Origin of the sequence: Aquincola tertiaricarbonis (assembly GCF_000969605.1) — a bacterium.
GTDB lineage: Bacteria > Pseudomonadota > Gammaproteobacteria > Burkholderiales > Burkholderiaceae_C > Aquincola > Aquincola tertiaricarbonis.
Genome location: NZ_JZUE01000028.1, coordinates 17431 through 40972, shown reverse-complemented (window position 1 = coordinate 40972; position 23542 = coordinate 17431). Strand labels below are relative to the sequence as shown.

Genomic DNA, 23542 nt, shown 5'->3' with positions numbered 1-23542 from the left:
CTACTCGTCAACCTGGATGTTGCGCTCTTTGGCCAAGGTGGTCCATCGCTGCACTTCACGGCCGATGTACTGGCCGAAATCGGAAGCGCTCATGGGCATGGGATCGACCGCTTCAGCGGCCAGCTTGTCCTTCATGTCGGCGCCTTGCAGCACGCCGTTGAGTGTTTCATTGAGCCGGCTGACGATGGCCGGCGGAATGCCGGCAGGACCCACCACGCCGTACCACTGCAGTGCGTCGAAGCCCTTGAAGCCGGATTCGTCGAGCGTCGGCACGTCTTTCAACACCGCCTGGCGGCTGTTGCCGGTGATGGCCAGCGCGCGTACGCGGCCGGAGCGGATGTGCGGTAGTGCCGCAGCCAGGCCGGGGAACATCGCCTGGGTCTGGCCGCCCATCAGGTCCGTGAAGGCCGGAGCGATGCCGCGGTACGGCACGTGCAGCAGGAAGGTGCCGGACTGCTGCTTGAACAGCTCCATCACCAGCTGGGTCAGTGAGCCCACGCCCGCCGAGCCGTAGCTCAGCTTGCCCGGCTGCGTCTTGACGTAAGCCACGAACTCCTTGAGCGTGCGGGCCGGCACCGAGGCATTGACCACCAGCACGTTTGGCGTGCCGCCGATCATGCCGATGGGCGTGAAGTCTTTCACCGCGTCGTATGGGAGCTTGCGCGTGGCGGGGCTGGTGCCATGCGTGGCCACGTAACCCTGCATCAGGCTATAGCCGTCGGCCGGTGCCTTCGCGGTGGTCTGAGCGGCGATGACACCGCCCCCGCCGCCGATGTTCTCCACCACGATCGTCTGGCCCAGCACCTTCGCCCAGCGCTCGCAAATGGTGCGGCCCACCAGGTCGCTGCCGCCGCCCGCGGCCACGGGCACCACATAACGAATGGGCTTTGTCGGGAACGTCTGCGCAGTGGCGGCGTTGGCTCCCAGCCACAAGCCTGGAACGGCACACAGAAGACGGCGGCGCTGGATCATCAATCACTCCGGTCTTGAACGAATATCGTATACGACTATCGGCGATGCGCCTGCATGACGCACTGCGTGCAAACCCTGTCTGCTAGCCGCGGGGTGTAGGCCACATGTCGTATGTAAGAATTTCGTATACGCAACCTGGAACATGTGATGCTGCCCTGGCTGACACCCACGACTTCCAAACTGATCGACGAGGTCCGCGAGACACCGCTGGGGCGCATCGTGCGCGACGAAGTGCTCTCGCTGATCCTGGGCGGTGAACTGGCGCCAGGCGACCGCATCAACGAGCCGGACGTGGCAGCGCGGCTCGGGGTCTCGCGGGTGCCGGTGCGCGAGGCGCTGCGCGAATTGGAAAGCTCCGGTCTGGTGGCATCGCGGAAGCATTTTGGTGTTTACGTCCGGGTGCTGACGCCCAAGGAGATCGCCGACCTGTACGAACTGCGCAGCACGCTCGACGGCCATGCTGGCTTCAAGGCCGCACAGCTGCCCAGCACCGCGCGAAAGACCTTGGGTCGCAAGCTGGAAGGCCTGATGGGCACCATGGAAAAGGCCGCCGCGCGCCACGACGTGCAGCGCTACTACACGGCGAACCTTGGATTCCATTGGGCCTTCGTGGAGGCTTCGGACAACGCGGCGCTGGCCAATGCCTACCGTGGCGTGGTGCAGCAACTGCACCTGTCCCGACTCAAGAACCTCTCGCAGGACACGGGGATGCAGGCCTCGATCAAGGAACACCGGGCAGTGCTGCAGAGCCTTTCCAAAGGCCATGCAGCGGACTGCCAGGCGCTGCTGCAATCACACGTCAGCGCGTCGTTTCTACGGCTCGCCGCTCAAGACGGCTCGCCCGCTTCCTGAGGCCGGCCAGGAGGCCGGCGCCGGCCAGCCACAGTGTGCCGGTCGCCGGCTCCGGCACGGGCGACAGCACCAGCATGGACACGCTGTTCAGACGCGCCAGGCCACCGGCCGCCGCCGACACGTCGATGCCCGCAACCACCGCCAAGCGACCTACCGGCGCGTCCAGCACCTGCTGGGCGGACAACAGGCTGTTGACGCAAGCTGGCCCGTCGCAGACCGCGTCCACGTGGCCGTAGTAGTCGTTGAACGCTGGATCGAACAGGTCTGCGTAGGCCTGCGTGTAGCTGCCTTCGACGTTCACGTCACCGACGTCGGCATCGAGGCGCAGGCCCGCCACGCCTGGTAGTCCAGGCGAGGCGGCGATGTCGAACCGCAGGTCGTTGATGGATTGCGCTTGGTCAATGGCCCGCAGCGTATTGCCGGTATCCACCAGCCGCAGCCCGGCCACGCCTGCAGCAGACACCACGTCAACGCGGATGGCGCCGGCGTCCAACAACTGCCCTGCCGACGCTGCCAGCGAAAAACCGCTGAACAGGACGCCGTCAACTTTCAGGCTTCCACCGGCCACCAGTTCATCGAGCCCGCAGGCATCGCCGAACGAGCCGCCCGTGCAGCCCACCGCGCTCGATGCCGCGTGGGCGGCGGGAATCCAGGTCGTGGCGGCGACCAGGCACAGGCCGGCAAGGCCGTTCTTCATGAGACTGTTCATGTGCGCTCCTCAACGTCCAATGGTGCTGGCGGCGGCCTTGCTGATGATGCCGGCGGCATCCTCCTGCAGCAGGTAACGCTGCCGCACCATGTCCTGGGTGGCGCGCGCCACCTTGGCAACGTACACGCCATGCTGCGGATACCGCTCCTCCAGTGACAGCCGCGGATCGCCGGCCGCCAGACGCTCCGCCCGCGTCTTGCGGAAGGGGATGTACTGGCCCGTCAGTGCGCAGTCCTCGTTCTCGGCATATGGCGCGCGGCGCAAAGCCCAGCCGGTGTAGGTGGCCACCGGCACTTGCACGTCGATGGTCCGGATGCCTGCGAGGTCATTGCCATCCGCATCCACCTTGGGCACCAGCACCGTGTACGAGCGACCCGGAATCGGCATGTTGGGAAGTGTGGAAGGGTCGAGCTCGTCCACCGGATTGAACCACCCTGTATAGCGGACGCCCGGAATGGCGGGGAAGCCCTGGGCAGCCTGCGGCAGCGATCGCACCAGGGTGCCATCGTCCACTCGCGCATAGCGGCTCGGCGGCGGTGGTGTGCCGCGGGTCACCCAGTCGTCGAGCGCGATGCCCAAGGCGCGCACGTACGGCGCCCATGGGTTGGGATTGCCCGGTTGCTGACAGACGCCACTGGGTGTGGTGGAGACCGAGTTGGCAGGACTGTGCTGCGTGCTGCCGATGGTGTAAACCCGCACGTTTGGCGGCAAGACCAAGTCCTTGGGCAGGACGCCGTTGCCGGGACCATCGGTCGTGACCAGCGACACCGGCTTCAGGTAGGACTCATTGGCGCTGTCGGTGTGGGCGATCTTGGGGCAGGTGCCGGTGGCCAAGCAACGCTTGAGGATGCCGTCCATCTGGCCGGTGAAGGGATTCGCCCGTACCTCGTAGGTGAACGGGAACTCCAGCTTGGCCGTCAGGTGGCGCTGGTAACTGCGGCCGGTCGCATTGGCGTCGCCGAAACGGTCGTTGCTGGCAATGGCATGCGAGCCGGAGATGTGCGGGCTCATGCCGTCGAACACCATGCGGCCCTCCTCGTCCGCATTGAAGCCCCAGTACAGCAAGCCCTTGAGGTAGCGGCCGCTCTGGGAATCGCCTCGCCCGAGGGCATGGCGGATCGCACCTCTCACCGGATTGGCGACCGTCGTATCGTGCTTGAAGAACGAGATGAGGTCGCGGGTGGCGGCGAAGCCGAGGCCCAGCACGATGGGGTCACGCGCCGGATAGACAAACTCGAAAGCCGCGCCAGCATCGTAAGGCGCAAGGAATGGGTGCTGGCGGTTGATGCGCACGGTGTCACCGTCCACGTACGACCACACCTCAGCCGGGACCAGGACGCGGTCGACCAGGGGGCCACCGACAAAGCTGGTGTGGTTGTGCACCAGCAGGTACGCCTGGGCCTTGTCCTGGTTTGCCGCCCGGTAAGGCAGCGAAAAGGTGTCGCTGGATGACGTGTCGAAGATCTGCTCAATGACCGTCTTGCCTACGATGGGCGAGCCGTCTGCCTGCGTCGCGATGGGCAGTGAGGCCGTCATGGTGTTCGGGCCCGTGCCGAGGACCCGGGCATCCTCCCAGCCGGACCACACCACCGTGTAGCCGCGCCGCATCAGCAGGCCGGTACCGGCGGCAGCGGCAGGCGAATCCGCGACGGCCGAGGGTGCCGGCGCTTGGTTGAAGCTGCTGAACGACCCACGGTTGCCGCGGTTCACCACATCGTAGAACAGTTTGCCGGAGCCCTTGCCTGCATCGATCGGCTTGAGCACAAAGACATCGGTGGCGTACTCCACCATGCCACGGCTATTGCGCGGCGCATGCTCGATGTCGGTGATGACGGCGTTGGCCGGCTTGGCCGGATCGACCTCGCCGTAGGCACGATAGGTGATCTTCTCGTAGGCGCCCACGGCGCCGAAAGTCGTGCCGCCAAACGTCGGCGACTCCACGCGCACCACCTCGAGCCGCGTGATCCTGGCCTCCGCGGTCTCGGTCACGATCATGCTGCCTGCGGCGATGACGATCGGCAAGACGGCCGCCCGCCAAGTGCTCCAGTCTCCTGAATGGTTCGACATCTGTTCTCCTGCTCCGTTGCTTTGGGTTGGTCGCCGTCGTGATTCCGACTTGGCCCATCCACTCTAGGCAGGACGATTGAATATCGTATACGGATTATCCCGCCCCGGTCGGGCAGTGAGCTCTCAACGAATCAAATGATCGACGTAGTCAGCACCCAGTCCCACCGCTTCATAGTGTTGCCTGCACATGGCAATCTTCGCGTGCACGTCTTCATAACCGGTTTGTCGTCCATCTTCGTCAAGGTAAACCATGGCACCCTGGATGTTGAAGAAGGTGATCATTTCCGTGGCGCCGTCCGCGGCCTGGTCGACGACCAGGGTGTGGATCTCGCCCGGCGGTTCGTACACGAAAGACCCCTCGCGGGCCACCCAGTCGTGCTCGAGGTAACGCCAAGCGCCCTTGATCACGTAACCGGTCACCGCACTCGGGTGAATATGGCGTGACAGCACCCCGGCACGGCGAACTCGCAGCAAATTGCACCAGCCACCGGTGACAGTGTTGAACATCAAGGGTCGAAACCAGACCAGTGGCGCTTGGGGCACCCAAACCCGCTCGTCCTCGGGCACGGCAGGCATGGCGATCTCGGGTTGGATGTGCGGTTGCTGCTTGATCATGGGTGGGCTCGGCAGAAGTGGAAACGCGGGCGGGTTCAGGCCACCAAATAGCCGCCGTCGACGGGCAGCACGACGCCGGTGACGAAGGCCGCGGCAGGCGAGGCGAGAAACAGGGCAGCCTGGGCCACGTCGTCCGGCGCCCCCCACCGGCCCATGGGCGTACGAGCCACGATTGCATCACTGCGCGATGCATCGTCCTTCAGGGCGCCCGTCAACCGTGTCGCGATGTAGCCTGGGGCCAGCGCATTGACCCGAATGCCATCGGCGGCATACGCGATGGCCAACGACTTGGTGAGCTGGGCCACGCCGCCTTTGCTGGCGGAGTAAGCTGGCACCAGGCCGCCGCCAAAGAAGCTGAGCATGGAGGCGGTAGTAACGATGGCGCCCTTGGAGGCCGCCAGCGCCCGTCGAGCGGCAGCGGCGCAGCGCATGGTGCCGTTCAAATTGATGTCGATGACCTCCGCAAACACGTCGGGGTCATGTTCAGCACCCGCCCGACGGATCACACCGGCGCAGCACACCAGCACGCTCCACGGCCGGCCGCCGAGCAGGGTCTGCACCGCCGCGCCATCGCGAACATCCAGTACTTCCGCTTGGAGGTGGTCAGTTCCCTGCGTGTCACGGACAGCCGCCACCTCGTCGAGCGTTGCGCCAGTCGCCAACACGCTGGCGCCGTGCGCGGCGAACGCTTGTGAAATGGCCAGCCCGATGCCGCTGGTACCACCGACGACCGCGACGTGCCTGCCCTGGTACAGGTTTCCCTCAAATGTCATGATTGCCCTGCCCTGCTCATTGCGAGGTATACGGCTTGGCGCCGACGTCCATCTTGTAGATGCGGAAGTTCGGCACCGCAGGGCGGTCAAAGTCCATGTCGCCATCCACCCACAGGTGCAGGTGATTGCTCACCGCATACAGCGAGCCGCCCGGCCCCCAAGACAGCGTGTCGACCCATGACATCTCGTCGTGTGTGACCCATGGCGTGATCGCACCCGTCTTGCTATCGCGCTTCATGATGCCGTTGAGCATCAACGCGCTCAGGTAGAGGTTGCCGGCCCGGTCTGCGGTCATTCCGTCGGTGTTGGAAGGCAGTATGGCATCCACTTTTACTGCCTGGCGGAGTTCGTCTTCCGTCTTGTAAAAGTCGCGCAGCATTGCGGTCGGCAGCTTGAGCAGCCGGTTGCCCGTCAAGTTCGTCCAGTAGAGGGTCTGCTTGTCGCCCGACAGCGCGATGCCGTCGGCCCCTGTGCGCATGCGGTTGGGCCGGCCGTCTTTGGGCTTGAGCACATCGCGACCATGGATCTGGAAGCTGAAGTTCTCGTCGCCGACCCATTCAGGCGCTGAGAGTACTCGCTTGGCCTGGTTCTTGTGGATGTCATAGACGATCAGCCCGCCCTTCAAAGGATCGCAGAAGATGCCGGAATCGGTGATGTAGGCAAATCCGTTGTCGTTGTCGATCACGACGTCGTTCAGGAACGAACACTTCTTGTCGCTGTCGGCGTCGGTGAACTCGTAGCGGGCAACTTCCTGGTCATTCTTCAGGTCCCATGCAATGAGCTTCTCGTCGCCGGGCCGGCTCGGAGCGCCAGCCACGTGGCCTTGATCAAGGATCCACATCACACCGTGACGATCGATCTCGAAACCCAGGACCGCCTTCAGTCCCCTAGGATTGTTGATGTCGTTCATCGCCTTGCTCGGAAAAGGCTGCAGCTTCCACGCACCATTCCTGCGGACCAGCTTGGACAAGGTGGCCGGCACCTCCGGCCCGCCCCAGCGCGCGGTGCTCACGTAAATCGTGCCATCGGCGCCCACCTTCGCGCCCTGCAGCAGCACTTTTTTGTAGATCTGCTGGTCGTCGTAGGCTTTCTCCGCCGCGGCGTCGCCGAGGTCGAAGGACAACCGGGTCCATTCCGCGACAACGACGGGCTGCGGGCCGGACTTCTTCGTCAACGGTCCCGCTGCCATGGTCGTGCCGGCGATCGCCAGCAAGCCGAGGGCGGCCAGGTTGCGAAAGGTTCTCGTGCACCTCATGGTGGCAGTCTCCTGTTGCGAGGGCCATGGCTTAGGCCCGCGCAATGATCGGTTCATCCAGAGTGCAGCTGCAGACATCCAGCGCAGGACATCGGCCTCGCTCAGGCAGCTCTCGCCACGAGCGCCTTGCGCACTTGGTCATGTGTTGGAATCGGTTCCACCGCGCCATAGCCTTCCGTGGCCAGCGCAGCGGCCACCGCTGCATAGTGCCCCGCGGTCTCCAGGTCGTCGCCTGCCAGCAGCCGCGCCACAAACGCTCCGCCAAAGGTGTCGCCTGCACCCGTTGCGTCGACAGGCCGGCACGCGTGCGGCGCTATCCGATAGCGCCGGCTTCCGTCCGCCACCACCGCACCTTGCGCGCCGAGCTTGAGTGCAACGACGCCAGCGCCGAGACGTAGGCATTGATCGACCAGCGCATCCGGATCCGATAGCCCCATGATGGCCACCACGTCGTCGTAACTCGGCAGACAGATGTCGCAGCGGCCAATGACGTCGGTCATCACCGCGCGCGCCCGGTCGATGGACCACAACTTCATGCGCAGGTTGGTGTCGAATGCCACCTGCACTCCGCTGGCTTTGGCTTCTTCCATCGCCGCGTAGGCCGCGTCGCAGGCACTGACCGAGATTGCCATGGAAATACCGGACAGGTGCAAGACGCGCGCTGCACGGATGCGATCGAGCGCAAGCGTTTGCGGCGACATCCGGCTGGCCGCCGACCCGCTGCGAAAGAAGCTGAAGTGGTGCCCATGGGCGTCATGGGTCACGAAGTAAACCGCCGTGAACGCTGCGGGATCGGTGCGCACCCCCGCGTCGTCGACGCCCTCCCGTGCCCATAGCGCCCGCAGCAGCCGACCGTATGCGTCGTCACCCACGGCACTCAGATAGCCCACGCGGGCGCCCTGGCGGGCAGCCGCGATGGCGAAGTTGGAGGTGTCGCCGCCGAACCCCTGCAGGTACTGACGACCGCCGCCCTCACCGGTCTGGTTGAATTCCACCATGGGCTCCCCCATGGCCAGGATGTCGAGTGGCATCGAGCCGCTTGGCTGGGACGCGCTGTCCATCAGATGCGACCGTACTTGGCCAACCCCTTGCGCAAGGAGCGCTCGGCGATGATCAGGCGTGCTTGCTCAAGTTCGCGCGCATCGATCTCCACCGCCATCGCCAGCACCTCGGGTGCACGCTCCTTCGGCACCACCACCACCCCGTCCACATCACCGACGACGATGTCGCCGGGGTGCACTACGATGCCGCCGACCTCCACCGGCACTTGGGCGGCGACCGTCTTGTAGCGGCCCAGCGTCGTGCCAGGACTCACATCACGGGCATACACCGGAAATCCGTAGTCACGGCGGATCTCCGTCAGATCGCGCACCCCGCCATCAAGAACCGCACCGGCATGCCCGTTGGCGACAGCGCCGGCGGTCATCAAGCCACCCCAAACCGCCACATTCGGCTCGCCGCCAGCAATCGAAATGACGATCACGCTGCCTGCTTCCACCTCGTCGATCAGGTCGAGCGCATGCTGCGGCGGCACGAACTCGTCGGTGGCCGCTTCCAGGACGGTGGCGGCAGGGCCACAGATGCGCTGGTCATTGATGCGCGGTTTGATGGATGCGTCCATGTAGCCCTGCTTGCCACACACCTTGTCGACGGCATCCGCCACGGAAGCGACCGCGACGTTCTTGAAACCTTCAATCAGATCATTCATGTTTGCCTGCCTCTTGAAAATTGATCGGAATATCACTACCGGTTGAGCCAGTGGTGCAAAGGCTCGCCGCGCAGCGCCCGCACGGCTTCTTCTGCCGCCTTGCGCTGCAACTCACGCATGGCTTCTTCGCTGTACCAGCCAATGTGGTTGGTGACGACGACGTTGTCCAACGCAAACAACGGGTGGTTGGCGTTCGGCGGCTCGGGCTCGAAGACATCGAGCCCGGCGCCGAGGATTTGCTTGCGGGACAGCGCAGCGTGCAAGGCATCGAGGTCCACCAACCCGCCACGAGCCGTGTTGACCAGTACGGCCGTGGGGCGCATCAAGGACAGCCGCCGAGCATCAATCAAATGCCGAGTCTGCGGAGTCAAGGGTGCGTGCAACGAAATCAAGTCCGCCTGGCTGCACAATTCGTCAAGTCCTGCCCGCTCCACGCCAGCGGGCAAGTCAGCCGCCGGGTCACAAACCAGCACACGGCCAAAGCCGAAGCCCTGCAGCTTTTCGTGGGTCATGCGGGCAATGCGCCCGTATCCAATGAGACCCAACGTGCGATGCCGCAACCGGTACATCGGCGCCAGGACACCCGTGGACCACCGACCCGAGCGCACCTCGGCATCATGCCGACGCAGGCGGCGCACCACCGAGAGCGCCAAGGCCACTGCCTGGGTGCTGACCTCGTCAATGCCATAGTCGGGCACGTTTGCCACCGCAATGCCTCGCTCACGGGCATAGGCCAGGTCGATGTTGTCCACACCGATCCCATAGCGGATGATCGCGCGGCACCGCCGCATCGCATCGATGACGGATCGATCAACCGGCGACTCGCGCACCAGGACCACATCCGCGTCCTGCACGCAGCCCGCGGCGAGGTGTGGGTCGCCCTTACAAGCGATGACCTCGAAGGTCGCGCCCACCGCCGCGAGCAGCGCTACCTCTTGGTCGTACGCGGCATAACCGTCGTCCAGCGCCACGACGCGCAGCATGCGGTGTCCGACAGCCGGTGCGGCCGCCCCGGCGGCAACGGCGCTCATCACTTGGCGCGCGCGGCCGTGCTGGCCGTCATCAGCTTGTCAGTCCACTCTTTGCTGACTTCCGCTTCCAGGTACTTCCGGACCGCCGGCTGCGCCAGTTGGCGGAACCGGTCGACCTCCGCAGGCGTCAGCTCCGTGACCGTCATGCCCTTGTCTGTCAGCACCTTCTTAGCCGACACGTCTTGCTCGCGCGTCATGTCCCGATGGATCTTCTTGGCCTTCTCAACTCCTTCGCTGACCGCCTTCTTTTCAACGTCGCTCAGGCCGTTGAAAAAGCGGTCGCTCACGAGGTAGGCATGCAAGCTGTAGACATGGCCGTCCAGTGTGGCGAACTTCTGATGCTGATATAGGCTGGCGGCCAGCACATTGGTCACGCCATTCTCCTGCCCATCGGCTGTCCCCTGCGCCAGGGCTGCCGGCAGCTCGCCCCAATCGATCGCCGTCGCGCTGCCGCCAAGCGACTCGACTAACTTGACGAACACCGGGCTCGGTTGCACACGAATCTTCAGACCCTTCATGTCGTCGGGTGTCTTGATGGCGCGCTTCGAGTTGGTGAAATGACGGATGCCGTTGTCGGCATATCCCATCAATCGGATTCCCGTCTTCTTTCGCATGTCCTCGGCCAGCTCGCGACCGAATTGGCCGTCCAGCACCGCATAGGCATGCGCATGGTCATTGAAGAGGTAGGGCAGCCCAAAGATGTTGAACGTCTTGTAGACGCCTGTCATACCGCCGTCGTGCACCACCGCCATCTCCACGGAGCCCAGCCGCAGACCTTCCATGATCTGATTGGCCGGACCTAGTTGACCAGCTGGGTACAGCTCCACCTTGATCGAGCCATTGGTGGCCTTCTCGACATGCTCCTTAAACGCCAGCGCCGCCACATGCTTGGGCTGGTCGGGCTTGGCTGGCTGGAAGTGCGTGTATTTCAGGACCTTCTGGGCAGCGGCATGCCCGGCTGTCAGGCTAGCCAAGGCCAGCGCCATGGCGGCCAGGAACGTCTTGCGCTGAATGCTCATCGGTGTGTCTCCTTGGAGTTGAAAGTTGCTGAGATCAGTTGCGGTAGCCAAGCAAGCCCGGTAACCAGGTCGACAGCGCGGGGATGAACGTCAACAGCCCCAGCACCACCAAAAGCGCGACGAGCATCGGCCGAGCCTCCCGGACCATGCGGGCCATGGACACGCCAGACACGATGGAGGTGACGAACAGCAGCCCTCCCACCGGCGGCGTGATCATCCCGAGCGTCAGGTTCACGATCACGACGATGGCGAAGTGCAACGGATTGAGGCCTGCGGCGTCTGCCAACGGCGCGAGAATGGGCACCATGATCATCACGCCAGGCAGTGGCTCAATGAAGATGCCCACCACCAGCAACAGCAAGTTGATGGCCAGCAGCAGCACCACGGGCGTGAGCTGCATGCCGGCGATCCAGCTGGCCACCGCCTGGGGCACCTGGCCCACCGTCAACACCCAGGCAAAAACCGCCGAGGTGGCCACGATGAAAAGAATGGACGCGGTCATCAGCGCCGTGCGAAACAGGATGGCGGGCAGCATCGACAAGCGCAGCGTGCCGTAGACGAAGCGACCAACGATCAACGCATACAGCACAGCTGCGGCGGAGGCCTCGGTAGGTGTAAACACGCCAAAGTGAATGCCGCCAAGGATGATGACCGGCAGCATCAAGGCCGGAATGGCCTTGACGAACAAACGCAGCATCGGCGAGGGATCGAGTAACTCCGGAGCGGATCGGTAGTTCCGCTTGATGCTGACCCAGTGATTGACCAGCGCCAAAGACAGCGCGATCAGTACGCCGGGCACCACGCCGGCGAGGAACAGGCCCGTGATCGTCACGCTGTTGTCCGTCAGCGCATACACAATCATGATGATCGAAGGCGGGATGATGGGCCCAACGATCGCCGTGCTCGCGGTCAGCGCGGCTGCATACGCATCGCTGTAGCCTGCCTTGCGCATCATTTTGATGAGCATCGATCCCGGCCCTGCGGCATCGGCCAGTGCCGAGCCGCTGATGCCCGAGAAAAACGTGAGCGTGAGGATGTTGGCATGGCCGAGGCCGCCTCGGCGTTGCCCAACCAGTCTTGCAGCAAACTGCAGCAGCACATCCGTGAGTGCCCCACCCGACATCAACTCGGCCGCCAGGATGAAGAACGGGATGGCGAGCAAGGGAAAGCTGTCGAGGCCACTGAACAAGTTCTGTGCCACCACCACCAGCGAGGTCATGCCGGGCTTCAACCAGACAGCCACCAGGCCGGCGATGAGCATGGCAAAGGCAATGGGCAGGCCGATGGCCATCAGGCCGACGAAGCTGAGTCCGAGGATTGCGGTCATGGCGATGCGATTTGATTAAAGAGCCTGCGGATCGAACCCCTCGACGCGCTCCCACTCGCCGCTGCGGATCCATTGGCGCGCCACGAAAGCAAGGTGCACCAAAGCCAGCGCAGCGCCGATGGGAATGGCGAGATAGACCGTGCCCGCCGACCAACCCAACACCGGCGTTTCCTGCTCCCACCCGAACTGGGTGTACTCCGCCCCGATCCACACGGTCGTCAGCAGCGTCGCGGCCATCACGAGCACCAGCGCAGCACGCAGCACCCGAGCGGCCCGCTCGGGCAGCGCGTTGGGCAGTGTTTCGATGGCGATGTGGCCGCCGACGCGCAAGGCCGGCCCTGCGCCGAGGAAGGCGGCCCACACCATCATGTACCGGCTGACTTCTTCCACCCACGGGAAGGAGATCCCGACTAGATAACGGCACATCACGTTCGCGATAACGAGCGCTGCCATCACACCCAGCAGAACCACCAATACCGACCGATTGGCGCTGACGAGCCATCGCTCCACAGCAGAGATTGGGGCGCCGGCCCCGGGGGTAATCGTCCTGACCGGCGATGCAGGCTGTGATGTCATGCAGGCAGTGTTATCTGATATCTCAGATCTGGCATGCGTAGTTACCCTAGTGGGATACAATGCGTGCGCCTGTACAACCGTCTCCCTATGAGCCACCCGTTACGACTTGAGCGCCCCCAACTGCTGACCGACCTCGCTTTCGAGCGGATCCGCAAAGCCATCGTCGAGGGTGACCTGCGGCTGGGTGAGCAGGTGTCGGAGATCCAGCTGGCGCAAAGCATGGGCATCAGCAAGACGCCAGTGCGCGAAGCCTTGGTGCGGTTGAAGATTCAGGGCCTGGTGGAGATCCATCCCCAGCGCGGCACGTTCGTGTTCCAACTCGAGCCGGTTCAAGTGACCCAGCTGTGCCGGTTCCGCTCGATGATCGAGATTGCGGCCTTGCGGGAGGCCTACGCGACCAACCGCAACGTGTTGATTGACGAGCTCGCTGCGCTGGTAAAAGCCATGGAGTTGGCCGAAGCGGCGGGTGATGTCAACCAACTGTCATGGTTGGACATGGACTTCCACCATGTATTCCTTACCTGTTGTCCGAACACCTACCTGCGCGGCGCGTATGACCTCATTCGCTACCAGTTGATCGCGCTGCGGTTTCGGGCACCCATCGACAATGGTGTCGAGAGTCATCAGGTGCTGGTCGACGTGCTTCAGCGTGGCAAGGTGGATAAGGCATGTGCCATGCTTCACGACCACATCCACGAGAACGAGGCCCGCTACTGCGCAGCCTGCCTCGTGGCTTAAGAAGCCGCTCCTTACCGCCAGCGATCGTACAGAGGTGGACGGTGTTGCAGTTCGCCTGCGCAGCCTCAGTCGGCTGCCCTCGGAGATCTGCACGGTCAGGCGCTGGGTTTCAGCCTCACTCCGGCTGGATCCCGGCCGCCTTGATCACCGTACCCCAACGCTGGATGTCCTTGGCCAGCAGCTCGCGCGCCTGGGCCGGGCTGCTGGACTGCAGGCGCATGCCCAGCCCTTGCAGCCGGCTGCGCACGCCGGCATCGGCCACCGCGGCGGCGATGGCACGCTGCAGGGTGTCGATCACCGGCTGCGGCGTGCCGGCCGGCGCCGCGATGGCATTCCAGCTGCTGACGTCATAGTCCTTCAAGCCGGCCTGCTGCACCGTGGGCACTTCCGGCAGCGCGCTGTTGCGCTGGGCGGAGGTCACCGCCAGCGCGCGAATGTCGCCGGCCTTGAGCTGCGACAGCATTGGGCCCACGATCTCCATCGCCACGTCGATCTCCCCGCTGCGCAGTGCCATCAGCACCGCGGGCGATCCCTTGTACGGCACCGTCAGCAGCTGCACGCCAGCCACCGTCTCGAACAGCTTGGCCGACAGGTGCTGCGTGCTGCCCACTGCGATGGTGCCGGTCTTGATCTGCCCCGGGTTGGCCTTGGCCTGCTTGAGCAGGTCGGACAGCGTTTTGTAGGGTGAGGCCGCCGGCACCACGATGCCGAGGTCGAAGAAGCCGAGGGTGGAGATGGGCTCCAGGTCCTTCATCGTGTCGTAGGGCAGCTTCTTGAACAGGCCGACGCTCACCGCATTGCCGTTGCTCATCAGCAGCAGCGTGTGGCCGTCGGGTCGTGCACTGGCCACGGCCTGCGAAGCGACGATGCTGCCGGCGCTCGGCCGGTTGTCCACCACCACCGTCTGCCCCAGCTGCCGGCCCATGGCCTCTGCCACCGCACGGGCGGTCACATCGGCGATGCCGCCCGGTGCAAAGGGCACGATGAGCGTCACGGGCTTGCTGGGCCAGCGCTCCTGCGCACCGGTGCCCCAGGCCGTGGCGGCCAGCAACAGGCCGGCCAGGAAGCTCTTTCGGTTCAACATGGAAGCCTCCGTTTTCAGAACTTGTGGCGCAGTGCCAGCGTATAGGCCGTCTGGCTGCCGGTGGTCCCCATGAAGGCCGGCTTGGCATAGCCACCGTCAATGCGGTTGTGGTCCACCACTGCATACGCGTCGCTGCGCTTGGAGAAGGCATAGGCGGCGCTGACGTAGCTCACCCGGCGCTTGCCCTCCAGCGTGCTGCTGCCGCCCTGCTTGTCGTGCAGGTAGGCGGCCGTCAGCGTCACGGCCGGCAGCAGCTGCCAGTTGGCACCCAAGGTCCACACCTTGTTGGTCTGGGGGCTGGTCTCGTTGGTGCGCCGCATGGCGCCGGCAAACAGCGCCCACTGCTCAGCCAGCTTGTAGTTGCCGCCCAGGCCCACGATCTTGCGTTCCTCGGTGTCGGCCACATTCTTCAGCTGCTGCACATAAGCGCCCAGCTGCACCGGGCCGGCGCCATAACCGGCGGATACCGCCCAGGCATCGCTGCCGTTGCTGTCGGCCACCTCGCCCAGCGTGCGGGAAACCGCCAACTCCACGCCGCCCAGCTTGATGTCGAACTTCAGCACGTTGTCCTGCCGCGCAATGTGGTGGCTGCTGAAGACGGAAAGCGCCACATTGTTGGGGTTGCCTTGTGGCTGGAAGCGCGCGGCCATCTGATGCGCCAGCGTGTACTGCCGGCCCAGTGTGAGCCCCCAGCCGGCGCTGCTGCGCAGGCCGATGTGGATGTCGCGGCCCCAGAAGCGTGTGGCGGCAGCGACTTGGCCAAAGTCGGCCTGCGGGCTGGCCTGCGACGAGGTGCCGTTGCTGGGATCGAAGCCGGACTCCATCAGCACCTGTGCGCTGAGGCCGCCGCCGAGGTCCTCGCGGATGCGGAAGCCGAGGCGACTGCCGGTGAAGATGCCGTCCTCCAGCGTGGTGCGCGACGCGCCATCGCTACCCACGTTGCTGGCGCGGCGTGCAGCCGCGTCCACGATGCCGTAAATCGTCACGTTGCTGGCGGCGGCCTGTTGTGCCACGCACAGCGCGGGCAGCATGGCGCCGGCCAAGCAGGCGGCTTGCAGGCCGCGGGTGAAGGGGCTGTGGGTCATGTCGTCGTCTCCTTGGTTGTATAGGCAGGTGCGGGTCCGGTGCATGCGGCAGCCGGGCCCGCGATGCAGGGCCCGCCCGGCGGCGTGCCGCCGGATGTGAAAACAATCAGTCGGGCTTGACCTTGCCGGCCCGGACCACCTCGGCCCAACGCGGCAGTTCGCGCACGATCAGGTCGCCAAAAGCCTTCGCCGTGCCCGGCGTGGGGATCGCCCCTTCGGCGGCCAACTGCTGCGCCACCTCGGGCAGCTGCAGCGCCTTGTTGACCTCGGCATTCAGGCGGGCCAGTACCGGGGTCGGCGTGCCGGCCGGCGCCACGAAGCCGTACCACTGGTCGGCGTCGAAGCCGGCGTAGCCGCTTTCCGCCACCGTGGGCACGTCGGGCAGCGAGGCCAGCCGCTGTGGGCTGGACACGGCCAACGCACGCAGCCGGCCTGCCCGCACATGCGGCAGCACCACCGGCGCGCCGGTGAAGGTGGCATCCACCTGCCCGCCCATCAGGTCGTTGATGGACGGCGCCGTGCCACGGTAGGGGATGTGCAGCACGAAAAATCCGGCGCGCAGCTTCAGGTACTCGAAGGCGATGTGCGCCGCGCTGCCGTTGCCGCCGGACGAATAGGTCATGCGGCCGGGCTGGGCCTTGGCCTGCGCGACGAACTGCGCCAGCGTCTTGATCGGCGACGCGGCATTGACCACCAGGATGTTCGGCACCCGGGCCACCATGGCCACCGGGTCGAAGCTTTTGACTGGGTCGTAGGGCAGCTTGGGATACAGCGCTGGGTTGACCGCCAGCGTGCCGATGTGGCCCATCAGCAAGGTGTTGCCGTCAGGCTCGGCCCGTGCCACCTCGCCTGCCCCGAGCGAGCCGCCGGCGCCGGCCTTGTTCTCGATGAGCACGTTCTGGCCAAGAGCGACGCCAAGCCGCGTGCCGATGGCACGCGCCAGGATGTCGGTGGAGCCGCCGGGCGGAAACGGCACGATCACACGCAGCGTGCGGCCCGACTGGGCCTGTACCGCGGGCCAGGCTGCCACAGCGGTAGCGCCGATCAGCAGGCTGCGGCGGCGCAGCCGCGGGGTGGATGGGGTCATGTCGCTTGTCTCCTGGTTGTCATGCGGTGCGCGGTGCGATCACGGCCGCTCCGGCTCGGCGGTGCCGCGCAAGCCGGCGCGCTGCGCGGCCTGCTGCACCAGTGCCTGGGTGCGCGGATCGGCCACGAAGGCCTGTAAGAAGTCAGCGCCAGCACGGCGGGCGGGCGGCACGGCCAGGGCCAGCGATTCCAGGCCCCAGCGGCCGGGCAGCACCTGCGCGCCGGGCAGCTGGTCGGCCAGCTGGAACAGGATGCCCTTGTTGGTCGCAAAGGCGTCGATGCGCCGCTCCTTCAGCAGCGTGGTGGCTGCCGCCAGCGAATCGGCCGGCACCAGCACCGCGTGCTGCAGCCGCTGGCCCAGCGCCGCCTGCGAGCTGCTGCCCTGGCTGACTCCCACGCGCACACCCGGCTGGTCCATCGATGCCACCGTGGTGACCGGAGAACCGGCCAGTACCAGGACCCCCAGTTCCAGCCCCACCACGGGTGCGGTGAAATCCACCAGCGCCGCCCGGGCCGGCGTGGCGTTGGTGATGGTCATGTCGGCCTGGCCTGCATGCAGCGCGTCCACCACCTGCGCGACACGGTCGAACACCACCAGCTCGGACGGCACGCCCAGCCGGCGCGCCAGCTCGCGACCCAATTCCACCGTCAGGCCACGCGGCTGGCCGGTGGCCGCGGTGGCGCGGTCGGCGCCCACCATCGAGGTCGGGCTGCCCGGGTACACCGCGATGCGCAGCGTGCCGGTGGGCACCAGCGCCTGGCGCACCTCGGCACCGGCGACCACCGCCCGGGCGGCGGAGCGCTCCGGTGCGGCAGCGGGCGCGGCAGGCAGCTGCACACAGCCTGCCAGCATCAGCGGGGCCAGCAGCGCAGCCAGCAGCGCGACCGCGGCCGCACGCCGCCTGCGCGGCATGGGTCCAGACAACTTTGTCACCGGCGCCACCTCAGTCGGGCTGGATGCGGGCTTCGCGGATCAGCTTGGCGTAGCGCTGCTGCTCGCTGGCCAGCATCGCTGCGAACATCGCGGTGGTGCCGGGCGTCACCTCGCCGCCGGCGGTGGACAGGCGCTCACGCACCTCGGGCGTGGCCAGGGCCTTTTGCACCTCCTGGTGCAGGCGGGCGACCACCGGTGCGGGCACACCGGCCGGGCCCACCAGGCCATACCAGACGGAGGCCTCAAATCCCGGGAAGCCTGATTCGGCAATGGTCGGCGTGTCGGGGAAGATCGGGGATCGCTTCGCGCTCAGGGCGGCCAGCACCTTGAGCTTGCCGCTTTTCACATGCGCCTGCACTTCCAGCGCATTCACCGCCACCAGCTGGATGTGCCCGGCGATCACATCGTTCATCGCCTGTGAGCCTCCCTTGTACGGCACGTGCATCGGCTGGATGCCGGCCGCACGTGCAAACAGCTCGATGGCCAGGTGCGGCGTGGAGCCGTTGCCCGGCGTGCCGTAATTGATGGAGCCCGGCTGCAGCTTCAGCTTGGCGATCAGTTCCTTCAAGGAGCCGATGCCCGCTTGCGCATTGGCCGCCAGCACCACCGGCACGCGGCCCACCTGGGCGATCGGCGTGATGTCACGCACCAGGTTGTAGGGCGCCGGCTGGTACAGCGAGACGTTGGCCGCCAGCGCATTGGCGGCCAGCATCAGCGTGTAGCCATCCGGTGGACTGTCCACCAGCGTCTTGATGGCGATGTTGGTGCCGCCGCCGGGCTTGTTTTCGACGATCACCGTTTGGCCGAGGCCAGCGGCCATCGGCTGGGCGACCGCACGCGCAATGATGTCCACCGCACCGCCCGGGCTGTAGCCCACCAGCACGCGCACCAGTTTTGACGGATAGCTGCCGGCCTGCGCCTGTGCGGTGGCCGGGGCTGCCAGCCAGGCAGGCATGCACAGCAGCCCGCCCAGGCCGGCCAAGGCCTGGCGTCTCGTGGTCTTGCTCATCGGGTGTCTCCTCAGCCCTCGTCGGGCCAGTACAGCTTCATCGGGTTGCGCACCAGCAGTTGCTGGCGTTGCGCGGGTGTCGGCGCGATCTGCTCGATGAAGTCCACCAACAGGCCGTCGTCCGGCATGTGGTCCTTCAGGTTGGGGTGCGGCCAGTCGGTGCCCCACAGCACCCGGTCCGGGAACTGCTCCACCAGCCGGCGCGCAAAGGGCACCACATCTCGGTAGGGCCGGCGCTCGCCGTGCAGTGCCGGCGGGCCGGCCATGCTCAGCCGCTCTGGACAGCTGACCTTGCTCCACACGTTCGGGTGCTCCTGCATCAGCCGGATAAAACGGCCAAACTCGGGCCCGTCGACCGGCTGGCGCACGTCGGGCCGGCCCATGTGGTCCACCACCACCGGCGTGGGCAGCGCGGTGAAGAAGCTCCACAGTTCCGGCAGGTCGGCCGCCTCGAAATACACCACCACATGCCAGCCCAGCGGCTGGATGCGTTGCGCGATCTCTTCCAGTTCTGCTTTGGGCGTGAAGTCAACCAACCGTCGCACAAAGTTGAAGCGCACGCCGCGCACGCCCAGCGCATGCATGCGCTGCAGCTCGCCGTCGGTCACGCTGCGCCGCACGGTCACCACGCCGCGCGCCCGGCCCTGCGAATGTTCCAGCGCGTCCAGCAGCGCGCTGTTGTCGGCGCCATGGCAGGTGGCTTGCACGATGACGTTGCGTGCAAAGCCCAGGTGGTCGCGCAGCGCAAACAGTTGCTCGCGGCTGGCGTCGCAAGGCGTGTACTTGCGCTCCGGCGCATACGGGAAACGGTCCGCAGGCCCAAAGACGTGACAGTGCGCATCGACCGCGCCGGGCGGTAGTTGCAGCCTGGGCGTGCTGGGGCCGGCGTACCAGTCGAGCCAACCGGGCGTCTTTTGAGGAGCGGTCATGGCGTGCGCTCCTCTGCCACCCGCGCCAATATGCGGTCCGCTTCGGTGCGCCAGTCGGCGTTGCGGGCGAAGCCCGCCGTACCACGCTCCCCAAACAGGCCAGCGTCGGCCAGATCGGCGACCCACGCCTGGCGCGCGGCGGTACCGGTGGCACTCCAGGGCTGCAGGCCGGCTTCGCGCACCGTGTGCGCCACCTCCAGCACCTCCTCGGAGCGCCGGCGGCCGTGTTCGATCACGCGCTGGAAGAAGTAGGCAGCTTGCTTCTCCCAGTCGATGCCGGGGAAGGTCTCGTACAGCGAGGCCAGGACCGCATCCTCCACGCCGTAGTGGCGTGCCGTGGTCAGGCTCTCAATCGCCATCGCCTCCAGGCCCTTGATCATCACGCTGCGGCACATCTTGGTGGCCGAGGCCACACCCAACCGCTCGCTGGCCACGCGGGCTTTGAAGCCCAGGGCGTTCAGCGGCGCCACCACCGCCGCGGCATGCGGCCCGCCCAGCAACATCGGCACCTGGCTGCGGTAGGGCGGCACGCTCGTCATCACCGCCGCCTCCACATACCGGCCACTGGCGGCGTCGACCGCCCGTCCCGCCTGGATCTTCGCGCCGGGCGAGGCGGAATTCATGTCAACGACCACGGCGCCAACCGCCAGGTGGGGCGCAGACTGCTCGGCCACTACCACCGTCTGGCTGGCGGTGACGGCGCTGATCACCAGTTGCGCCTGCCGAAGTGCATCTGCAGCGTTTGCATGCAGGCAAACGCCGTGCGCCTCGGCATGCGCCAGCAGCGCACCACGCTGCTCAGGCCGCTGCAGTTTGAGGTCATATGCGTCGACGGACAGGCCCTGCGCACGCAGGTCCTCCGCCAGAATGCGGCCCACTTCGCCATAACCGATCAGCGCGATGCGCTGGAACATTGGGATCTCGGCCTGCATCGTGTCAGTCCACGTAGCGCAACCCGGCCTGGGCCAGCGGCTCGCGCATCTTGTACATGTCCAGGCCCAGCACGCCGGAGGCGAGCTTGTCGCGCTTGGCGCCTTCGTTGGCCTCTCGTGCGGCGGCGGCCTCCACGGTGGCGGCCGCGCGGGCCGCAGGCACGCACACCACGCCGTCGTCGTCGGCCACGATCACGTCACCGGGTGTGACCAGCATGCCGGCGCACACGACGGGGATGTTCACCGAACCCAGTGTGGCCTTGATGCAGCCTTTGGCCGAGATGGCCTTGCTCCACACCGGGAAGCCCATTTCGCCCAACGTCTTCACGTCGCGCACGCCGGCGTCGATAACCAGGCCACGGGCGCCGCGGGACAAGAAGCTGGTGGCCAACAGGTCACCGAAGTAGCCATCGCTGCACTCGGCCGTCACCGCGGCCACCACGATGTCGCCTGGCTGGATCTGCTCGGCCGCCACATGCAGCATCCAGTTGTCGCCCGGCTGCAGCAGCACCGTGACCGCGGTGCCGGAGACCTGCTGGCCGGGGTGGATTGGCCGCATGTAGGGCTTGAGCAGGCCCACGCGGCCCATGGCCTCGTGGACGGTGGCCGAGCCGAACGCGGCCAGCCGGTCGGCGGCTGCGCGATCGGCGCGGTGGATGGTGCGATGGACGACGCCCAGTTGGTACATGGTGGATGTCTCTTCGTGGTGAGCAAGTGCGGTGTTCAGCGGCCCTGCGCGCGCAGTGCTGCATCCAGCCGCGGGAACACGCGGCGCGCATTGCCTTCGTAGATCTGCTGTCGCTGCGCCGGCGTGAGGGCCGTGGCCTCGATGTAGCGCCGGGTGTCGTCGTAGGCATAGCCGGTCTCGGGGTCGATGCCGCGCACCGCGCCGATCATTTCGCTGGCGAACAGCACGTTGTCCACCGGGATCACCTGGGTCAGCAAGTCGATACCCGGCTGGTGGTACACGCAGGTGTCGAAGAAGATGTTGTTCAACAGGTGCTCCTGCAGCAGCGGCTTTTTCATCTCCTGCGCCAGTCCGCGGAAGCGGCCCCAGTGGTAAGGTACCGCGCCGCCGCCGTGCGGAATCAGGAACTTCAGCGTCGGGAAGTCCTTGAACAGGTCGCCCTGCAAGCACTGCATGAAGGCCGTCGTATCGGCATTCAGGTAATGGGCGCCGGTGGTGTGAAAGCAGGCATTGCAGCTGGTGCTCACATGCACCATTGCCGGCACGTCCAGCTCCACCATCTTCTCGTACAGCGGGTACCAGTGGCGATCGGTCAGCGGGGGGCTGGTCCAGTGGCCGCCCGACGGATCAGGGTTGAGGTTCAGGCCGACAAAGCCATACTCCTTGACGCACTTCTCCAGCTCGGGGATGCAGCTGCGCACGTCCACGCCGGGTGACTGCGGCAGCATCGCCGCGCCGATGAAGTGCTGCGGAAACAGCTGCGCGACACGGGCGCACAGCTCGTTGCAGATGGCGGCCCAGGCGGCCGACGTCTCAAAACCGCCGATGTGGTGCGCCATGAAACTGGCGCGCGGGCTGAAGATGGTGAGGTCACTGCCGCGCTCCTTCATCTTCTTCAGCTGGTTGGTCTCGATGGACTCGCGCAGCTCGTCGTCGCTGATCCGCAGGTCCGAAGGCTTCGGGGCCTTCGCGGGGTCGCTCAGGCCTGCGATTTGCAAGTCGCGCCAGGCACCCAGCGCCGCGGGCGCCGTGGTGTAGTGGCCATGCACGTCGATGATCATCGGGGCGTTGTCCTTCTTCCAATGCGGCCAGTCGAACCGCAGCGCAAATTGTCGAAGCCCGGCACTCGCCGACCTAGCGCAAGCAGCCGCTACCTGATATGCCCGTCCGGCATAGGACGTGCGGCGACCGGGCAAAATCGCCGGGTGGACATCAAGCAGGTTGAATACTTCATCCAGGTGGCGCAGCTGGGCAGCTTCAGCCGCGCAGCGGAGGCTCTGGGCATGACACAGCCCGCGCTCAGCCGGCAAGTGCGGTCACTCGAGGTGGAGCTGCGGGAAACCTTGCTTTTGCGCAACGGCCGCGGCGTGGCGTTGACGGAGCCGGGCCGCCGGCTGCTCGAGCGCGGCCGAGAGATCGTGCGGCTGGTGCAGACCACCGAACAGGAGCTTGGCGCCATGCGGGGCGAGCCGGAAGGACAGATCGTCGTCGGCCTGCCGCCCAGCTTGGCGCGGCACCTCACGGTGGCATTGATCGAACGTTTCCAGGCCGAGATGCCCAAGGCACGGGTGGCCATCGTTGAGGGCTTTTCGTCGCACATCACCGAGTGGCTGGGCAGCGGCCGGGTTGACCTCGGCCTGGTTTACAACCCCGAGCCGATGCCCAACTTGGAGCAGCAGCCGATACTGCGCGAGGAGCTTTGCCTGGTGGGGCCGCCCAGCACGAGTTTGCGGGCGGCGATCACGCTGGCGGACGTAAGCAGGCTGCCGCTGGTGCTGCCGCAGCGCGGCCACAGCTTTCGCCGGCTGATGGAGCGTGAGGCGCTGCTGGCCGGCGTGAAGCTGCAAGTGGCGTGGGAAGTGTCGAGCGTGCCAACGATCCTCGACATGGTGCGCCGCGGCCACGGCTATGCGGCGTTGACCGCCAGCGCGGTGAACGAGGGCAACGGCGCCGATGCGCTCACGCGCACGGTCATCGTCGAGCCGCGCATCCGCAGCACCCTGTGCATTGCTTGGAGTTCTGCCACCCGGCGGGATGCGCTGCAGGTGCGATCGGCGGAACTGCTCTCAGAGCTGGCGCGCGGGTTTGCCGCCTGACGGCTGGCCGCGTGTCCAATCACACCGCGGGGCCAACGCCCCAATGCCGCACCGGTT

24 protein-coding genes are annotated in these 23542 nt (G+C 66.0%); 3 read left to right on the top strand and 21 right to left on the bottom strand.

Annotation, left to right across the window (positions count from 1 at the left end; translation table 11 throughout):
- A complete protein-coding gene (locus VO99_RS23675; protein WP_046115433.1) occupies positions 1-969 on the bottom strand; it encodes a Bug family tripartite tricarboxylate transporter substrate binding protein in 969 nt (322 codons plus the stop codon).
- Between the two features lie 150 nt (positions 970-1119).
- On the opposite strand from VO99_RS23675, the gene VO99_RS23670 reads away from it, so the two are divergent.
- Positions 1120-1824, top strand: coding sequence for a GntR family transcriptional regulator (locus VO99_RS23670; protein WP_046115414.1), 705 nt, complete (start codon positions 1120-1122; stop codon positions 1822-1824).
- Here the strand turns inward: VO99_RS23670 and VO99_RS23665 are convergent.
- The 11 genes from VO99_RS23665 to VO99_RS23615 all read right to left on the bottom strand — a co-directional run bounded on the left by VO99_RS23665 (position 1772) and on the right by VO99_RS23615 (position 12904).
- A complete protein-coding gene (locus VO99_RS23665; protein WP_083440880.1) occupies positions 1772-2533 on the bottom strand; it encodes a PEP-CTERM sorting domain-containing protein in 762 nt (253 codons plus the stop codon). The genes VO99_RS23670 and VO99_RS23665 overlap by 53 nt on opposite strands.
- 9 nt (positions 2534-2542) lie before the next feature.
- A complete protein-coding gene (locus VO99_RS23660) occupies positions 2543-4600 on the bottom strand; it encodes an alpha/beta hydrolase domain-containing protein (RefSeq protein ID WP_157039738.1) in 2058 nt (685 codons plus the stop codon).
- 123 nt (positions 4601-4723) lie between these two features.
- Positions 4724-5215 carry a 2,4'-dihydroxyacetophenone dioxygenase family protein gene (locus tag VO99_RS23655; protein ID WP_046115412.1) on the bottom strand — a complete coding sequence of 164 codons (492 nt, stop codon included), beginning with the start codon at positions 5213-5215 and terminating at the stop codon, positions 4724-4726.
- 35 nt (positions 5216-5250) lie between these two features.
- Entirely contained in the window at positions 5251-5988 is a 738-nt protein-coding gene (locus tag VO99_RS23650) for an SDR family NAD(P)-dependent oxidoreductase (RefSeq protein ID WP_046115411.1), read from the bottom strand.
- Between the two features lie 16 nt (positions 5989-6004).
- Entirely contained in the window at positions 6005-7243 is a 1239-nt protein-coding gene (locus tag VO99_RS23645; protein ID WP_046115410.1) for an L-dopachrome tautomerase-related protein, read from the bottom strand.
- 101 nt (positions 7244-7344) lie between these two features.
- On the bottom strand, positions 7345-8304 hold the full coding sequence (locus VO99_RS23640; protein ID WP_046115409.1) for a sugar kinase: 960 nt from the start codon (positions 8302-8304) through the stop codon (positions 7345-7347).
- A complete protein-coding gene (locus tag VO99_RS23635) occupies positions 8304-8951 on the bottom strand; it encodes an RraA family protein (protein WP_046115408.1) in 648 nt (215 codons plus the stop codon). Before VO99_RS23635 ends, VO99_RS23640 begins: the two co-directional genes overlap by 1 nt.
- Positions 8952-8986: 35 nt before the next feature.
- Positions 8987-9982, bottom strand: a complete 996-nt coding sequence (locus tag VO99_RS23630; protein WP_232315498.1) for a C-terminal binding protein — start codon at positions 9980-9982, stop codon at positions 8987-8989.
- Entirely contained in the window at positions 9982-11001 is a 1020-nt protein-coding gene (locus VO99_RS23625) for a TRAP transporter substrate-binding protein (RefSeq protein WP_046115407.1), read from the bottom strand. Before VO99_RS23625 ends, VO99_RS23630 begins: the two co-directional genes overlap by 1 nt.
- A 34-nt stretch (positions 11002-11035) precedes the next feature.
- On the bottom strand, positions 11036-12328 hold the full coding sequence (locus VO99_RS23620; protein ID WP_046115406.1) for a TRAP transporter large permease: 1293 nt from the start codon (positions 12326-12328) through the stop codon (positions 11036-11038).
- Positions 12329-12343: 15 nt separating this feature from the next.
- Positions 12344-12904, bottom strand: coding sequence for a TRAP transporter small permease (locus VO99_RS23615; RefSeq protein WP_083440879.1), 561 nt, complete (start codon positions 12902-12904; stop codon positions 12344-12346).
- Between the two features lie 87 nt (positions 12905-12991).
- Here VO99_RS23615 and VO99_RS23610 point away from each other — a divergent pair, with 87 nt between their 5' ends.
- Positions 12992-13642 (top strand): GntR family transcriptional regulator, encoded by a 651-nt coding sequence (locus tag VO99_RS23610; RefSeq protein ID WP_046115405.1) that lies wholly within the window; start codon positions 12992-12994, stop codon positions 13640-13642.
- 115 nt (positions 13643-13757) lie between these two features.
- Here the strand turns inward: VO99_RS23610 and VO99_RS23605 are convergent, their stop codons facing one another.
- From VO99_RS23605 to VO99_RS23565, 9 genes are all read right to left on the bottom strand, one after another.
- Entirely contained in the window at positions 13758-14726 is a 969-nt protein-coding gene (locus tag VO99_RS23605; protein ID WP_052736579.1) for a Bug family tripartite tricarboxylate transporter substrate binding protein, read from the bottom strand.
- 14 nt (positions 14727-14740) lie between these two features.
- Positions 14741-15811: a porin gene (locus VO99_RS23600; protein WP_046115404.1), complete on the bottom strand. Its 1071-nt coding sequence runs from the start codon at positions 15809-15811 to the stop codon at positions 14741-14743.
- Between the two features lie 106 nt (positions 15812-15917).
- Positions 15918-16898 (bottom strand): Bug family tripartite tricarboxylate transporter substrate binding protein, encoded by a 981-nt coding sequence (locus VO99_RS23595; RefSeq protein WP_046115403.1) that lies wholly within the window; start codon positions 16896-16898, stop codon positions 15918-15920.
- 39 nt (positions 16899-16937) lie between these two features.
- Entirely contained in the window at positions 16938-17810 is an 873-nt protein-coding gene (locus VO99_RS23590; protein WP_046115402.1) for a transporter substrate-binding domain-containing protein, read from the bottom strand.
- Positions 17811-17841: 31 nt separating this feature from the next.
- Positions 17842-18840 carry a tripartite tricarboxylate transporter substrate binding protein gene (locus VO99_RS23585; RefSeq protein ID WP_052736578.1) on the bottom strand — a complete coding sequence of 333 codons (999 nt, stop codon included), beginning with the start codon at positions 18838-18840 and terminating at the stop codon, positions 17842-17844.
- Positions 18841-18851: 11 nt separating this feature from the next.
- Positions 18852-19769 carry an amidohydrolase family protein gene (locus VO99_RS23580; RefSeq protein ID WP_046115401.1) on the bottom strand — a complete coding sequence of 306 codons (918 nt, stop codon included), beginning with the start codon at positions 19767-19769 and terminating at the stop codon, positions 18852-18854.
- Positions 19766-20701, bottom strand: coding sequence for an NAD(P)-dependent oxidoreductase (locus VO99_RS23575; protein WP_046115400.1), 936 nt, complete (start codon positions 20699-20701; stop codon positions 19766-19768). The genes VO99_RS23580 and VO99_RS23575 overlap by 4 nt, the downstream gene beginning before the upstream one ends.
- Before the next feature lie 4 nt (positions 20702-20705).
- Positions 20706-21389 carry a 4-carboxy-4-hydroxy-2-oxoadipate aldolase/oxaloacetate decarboxylase gene (gene ligK, locus VO99_RS23570; RefSeq protein ID WP_046115399.1) on the bottom strand — a complete coding sequence of 228 codons (684 nt, stop codon included), beginning with the start codon at positions 21387-21389 and terminating at the stop codon, positions 20706-20708.
- A 35-nt stretch (positions 21390-21424) separates the two neighbouring features.
- Entirely contained in the window at positions 21425-22450 is a 1026-nt protein-coding gene (locus VO99_RS23565) for an amidohydrolase family protein (protein WP_046115398.1), read from the bottom strand.
- A 144-nt stretch (positions 22451-22594) separates the two neighbouring features.
- Here VO99_RS23565 and VO99_RS23560 point away from each other — a divergent pair, with 144 nt between their 5' ends.
- Entirely contained in the window at positions 22595-23485 is an 891-nt protein-coding gene (locus VO99_RS23560; protein ID WP_046115397.1) for a LysR family transcriptional regulator, read from the top strand.
- Positions 23486-23542: the final 57 nt, after the last annotated feature.

Bases quoted from the DNA above. Each gene is read 5' to 3' on its own strand.
- VO99_RS23655 (WP_046115412.1), bottom strand. From the start codon at position 5,215: ATGATCAAGCAGCAACCGCACATCCAACCCGAGATCGCCATGCCTGCC.
- VO99_RS23585 (WP_052736578.1), bottom strand. From the start codon at position 18,840: ATGAGCAAGACCACGAGACGCCAGGCCTTGGCCGGCCTGGGCGGGCTG.
- VO99_RS23650 (WP_046115411.1), bottom strand. From the start codon at position 5,988: ATGACATTTGAGGGAAACCTGTACCAGGGCAGGCACGTCGCGGTCGTC.
- VO99_RS23640 (WP_046115409.1), bottom strand. From the start codon at position 8,304: ATGGACAGCGCGTCCCAGCCAAGCGGCTCGATGCCACTCGACATCCTG.
- VO99_RS23590 (WP_046115402.1), bottom strand. From the start codon at position 17,810: ATGCCGCGCAGGCGGCGTGCGGCCGCGGTCGCGCTGCTGGCTGCGCTG.
- VO99_RS23565 (WP_046115398.1), bottom strand. From the start codon at position 22,450: ATGATCATCGACGTGCATGGCCACTACACCACGGCGCCCGCGGCGCTG.
- VO99_RS23630 (WP_232315498.1), bottom strand. From the start codon at position 9,982: ATGAGCGCCGTTGCCGCCGGGGCGGCCGCACCGGCTGTCGGACACCGC.
- VO99_RS23615 (WP_083440879.1), bottom strand. From the start codon at position 12,904: ATGACATCACAGCCTGCATCGCCGGTCAGGACGATTACCCCCGGGGCC.
- VO99_RS23660 (WP_157039738.1), bottom strand. From the start codon at position 4,600: ATGTCGAACCATTCAGGAGACTGGAGCACTTGGCGGGCGGCCGTCTTG.
- VO99_RS23580 (WP_046115401.1), bottom strand. From the start codon at position 19,769: ATGACCGCTCCTCAAAAGACGCCCGGTTGGCTCGACTGGTACGCCGGC.
- VO99_RS23620 (WP_046115406.1), bottom strand. From the start codon at position 12,328: ATGACCGCAATCCTCGGACTCAGCTTCGTCGGCCTGATGGCCATCGGC.
- VO99_RS23635 (WP_046115408.1), bottom strand. From the start codon at position 8,951: ATGAATGATCTGATTGAAGGTTTCAAGAACGTCGCGGTCGCTTCCGTG.
- VO99_RS23575 (WP_046115400.1), bottom strand. From the start codon at position 20,701: ATGCAGGCCGAGATCCCAATGTTCCAGCGCATCGCGCTGATCGGTTAT.
- VO99_RS23605 (WP_052736579.1), bottom strand. From the start codon at position 14,726: ATGTTGAACCGAAAGAGCTTCCTGGCCGGCCTGTTGCTGGCCGCCACG.
- VO99_RS23610 (WP_046115405.1), top strand. From the start codon at position 12,992: ATGAGCCACCCGTTACGACTTGAGCGCCCCCAACTGCTGACCGACCTC.
- VO99_RS23645 (WP_046115410.1), bottom strand. From the start codon at position 7,243: ATGAGGTGCACGAGAACCTTTCGCAACCTGGCCGCCCTCGGCTTGCTG.
- VO99_RS23665 (WP_083440880.1), bottom strand. From the start codon at position 2,533: ATGAACAGTCTCATGAAGAACGGCCTTGCCGGCCTGTGCCTGGTCGCC.
- VO99_RS23670 (WP_046115414.1), top strand. From the start codon at position 1,120: ATGCTGCCCTGGCTGACACCCACGACTTCCAAACTGATCGACGAGGTC.
- VO99_RS23600 (WP_046115404.1), bottom strand. From the start codon at position 15,811: ATGACCCACAGCCCCTTCACCCGCGGCCTGCAAGCCGCCTGCTTGGCC.
- ligK (WP_046115399.1), bottom strand. From the start codon at position 21,389: ATGTACCAACTGGGCGTCGTCCATCGCACCATCCACCGCGCCGATCGC.
- VO99_RS23595 (WP_046115403.1), bottom strand. From the start codon at position 16,898: ATGACCCCATCCACCCCGCGGCTGCGCCGCCGCAGCCTGCTGATCGGC.
- VO99_RS23625 (WP_046115407.1), bottom strand. From the start codon at position 11,001: ATGAGCATTCAGCGCAAGACGTTCCTGGCCGCCATGGCGCTGGCCTTG.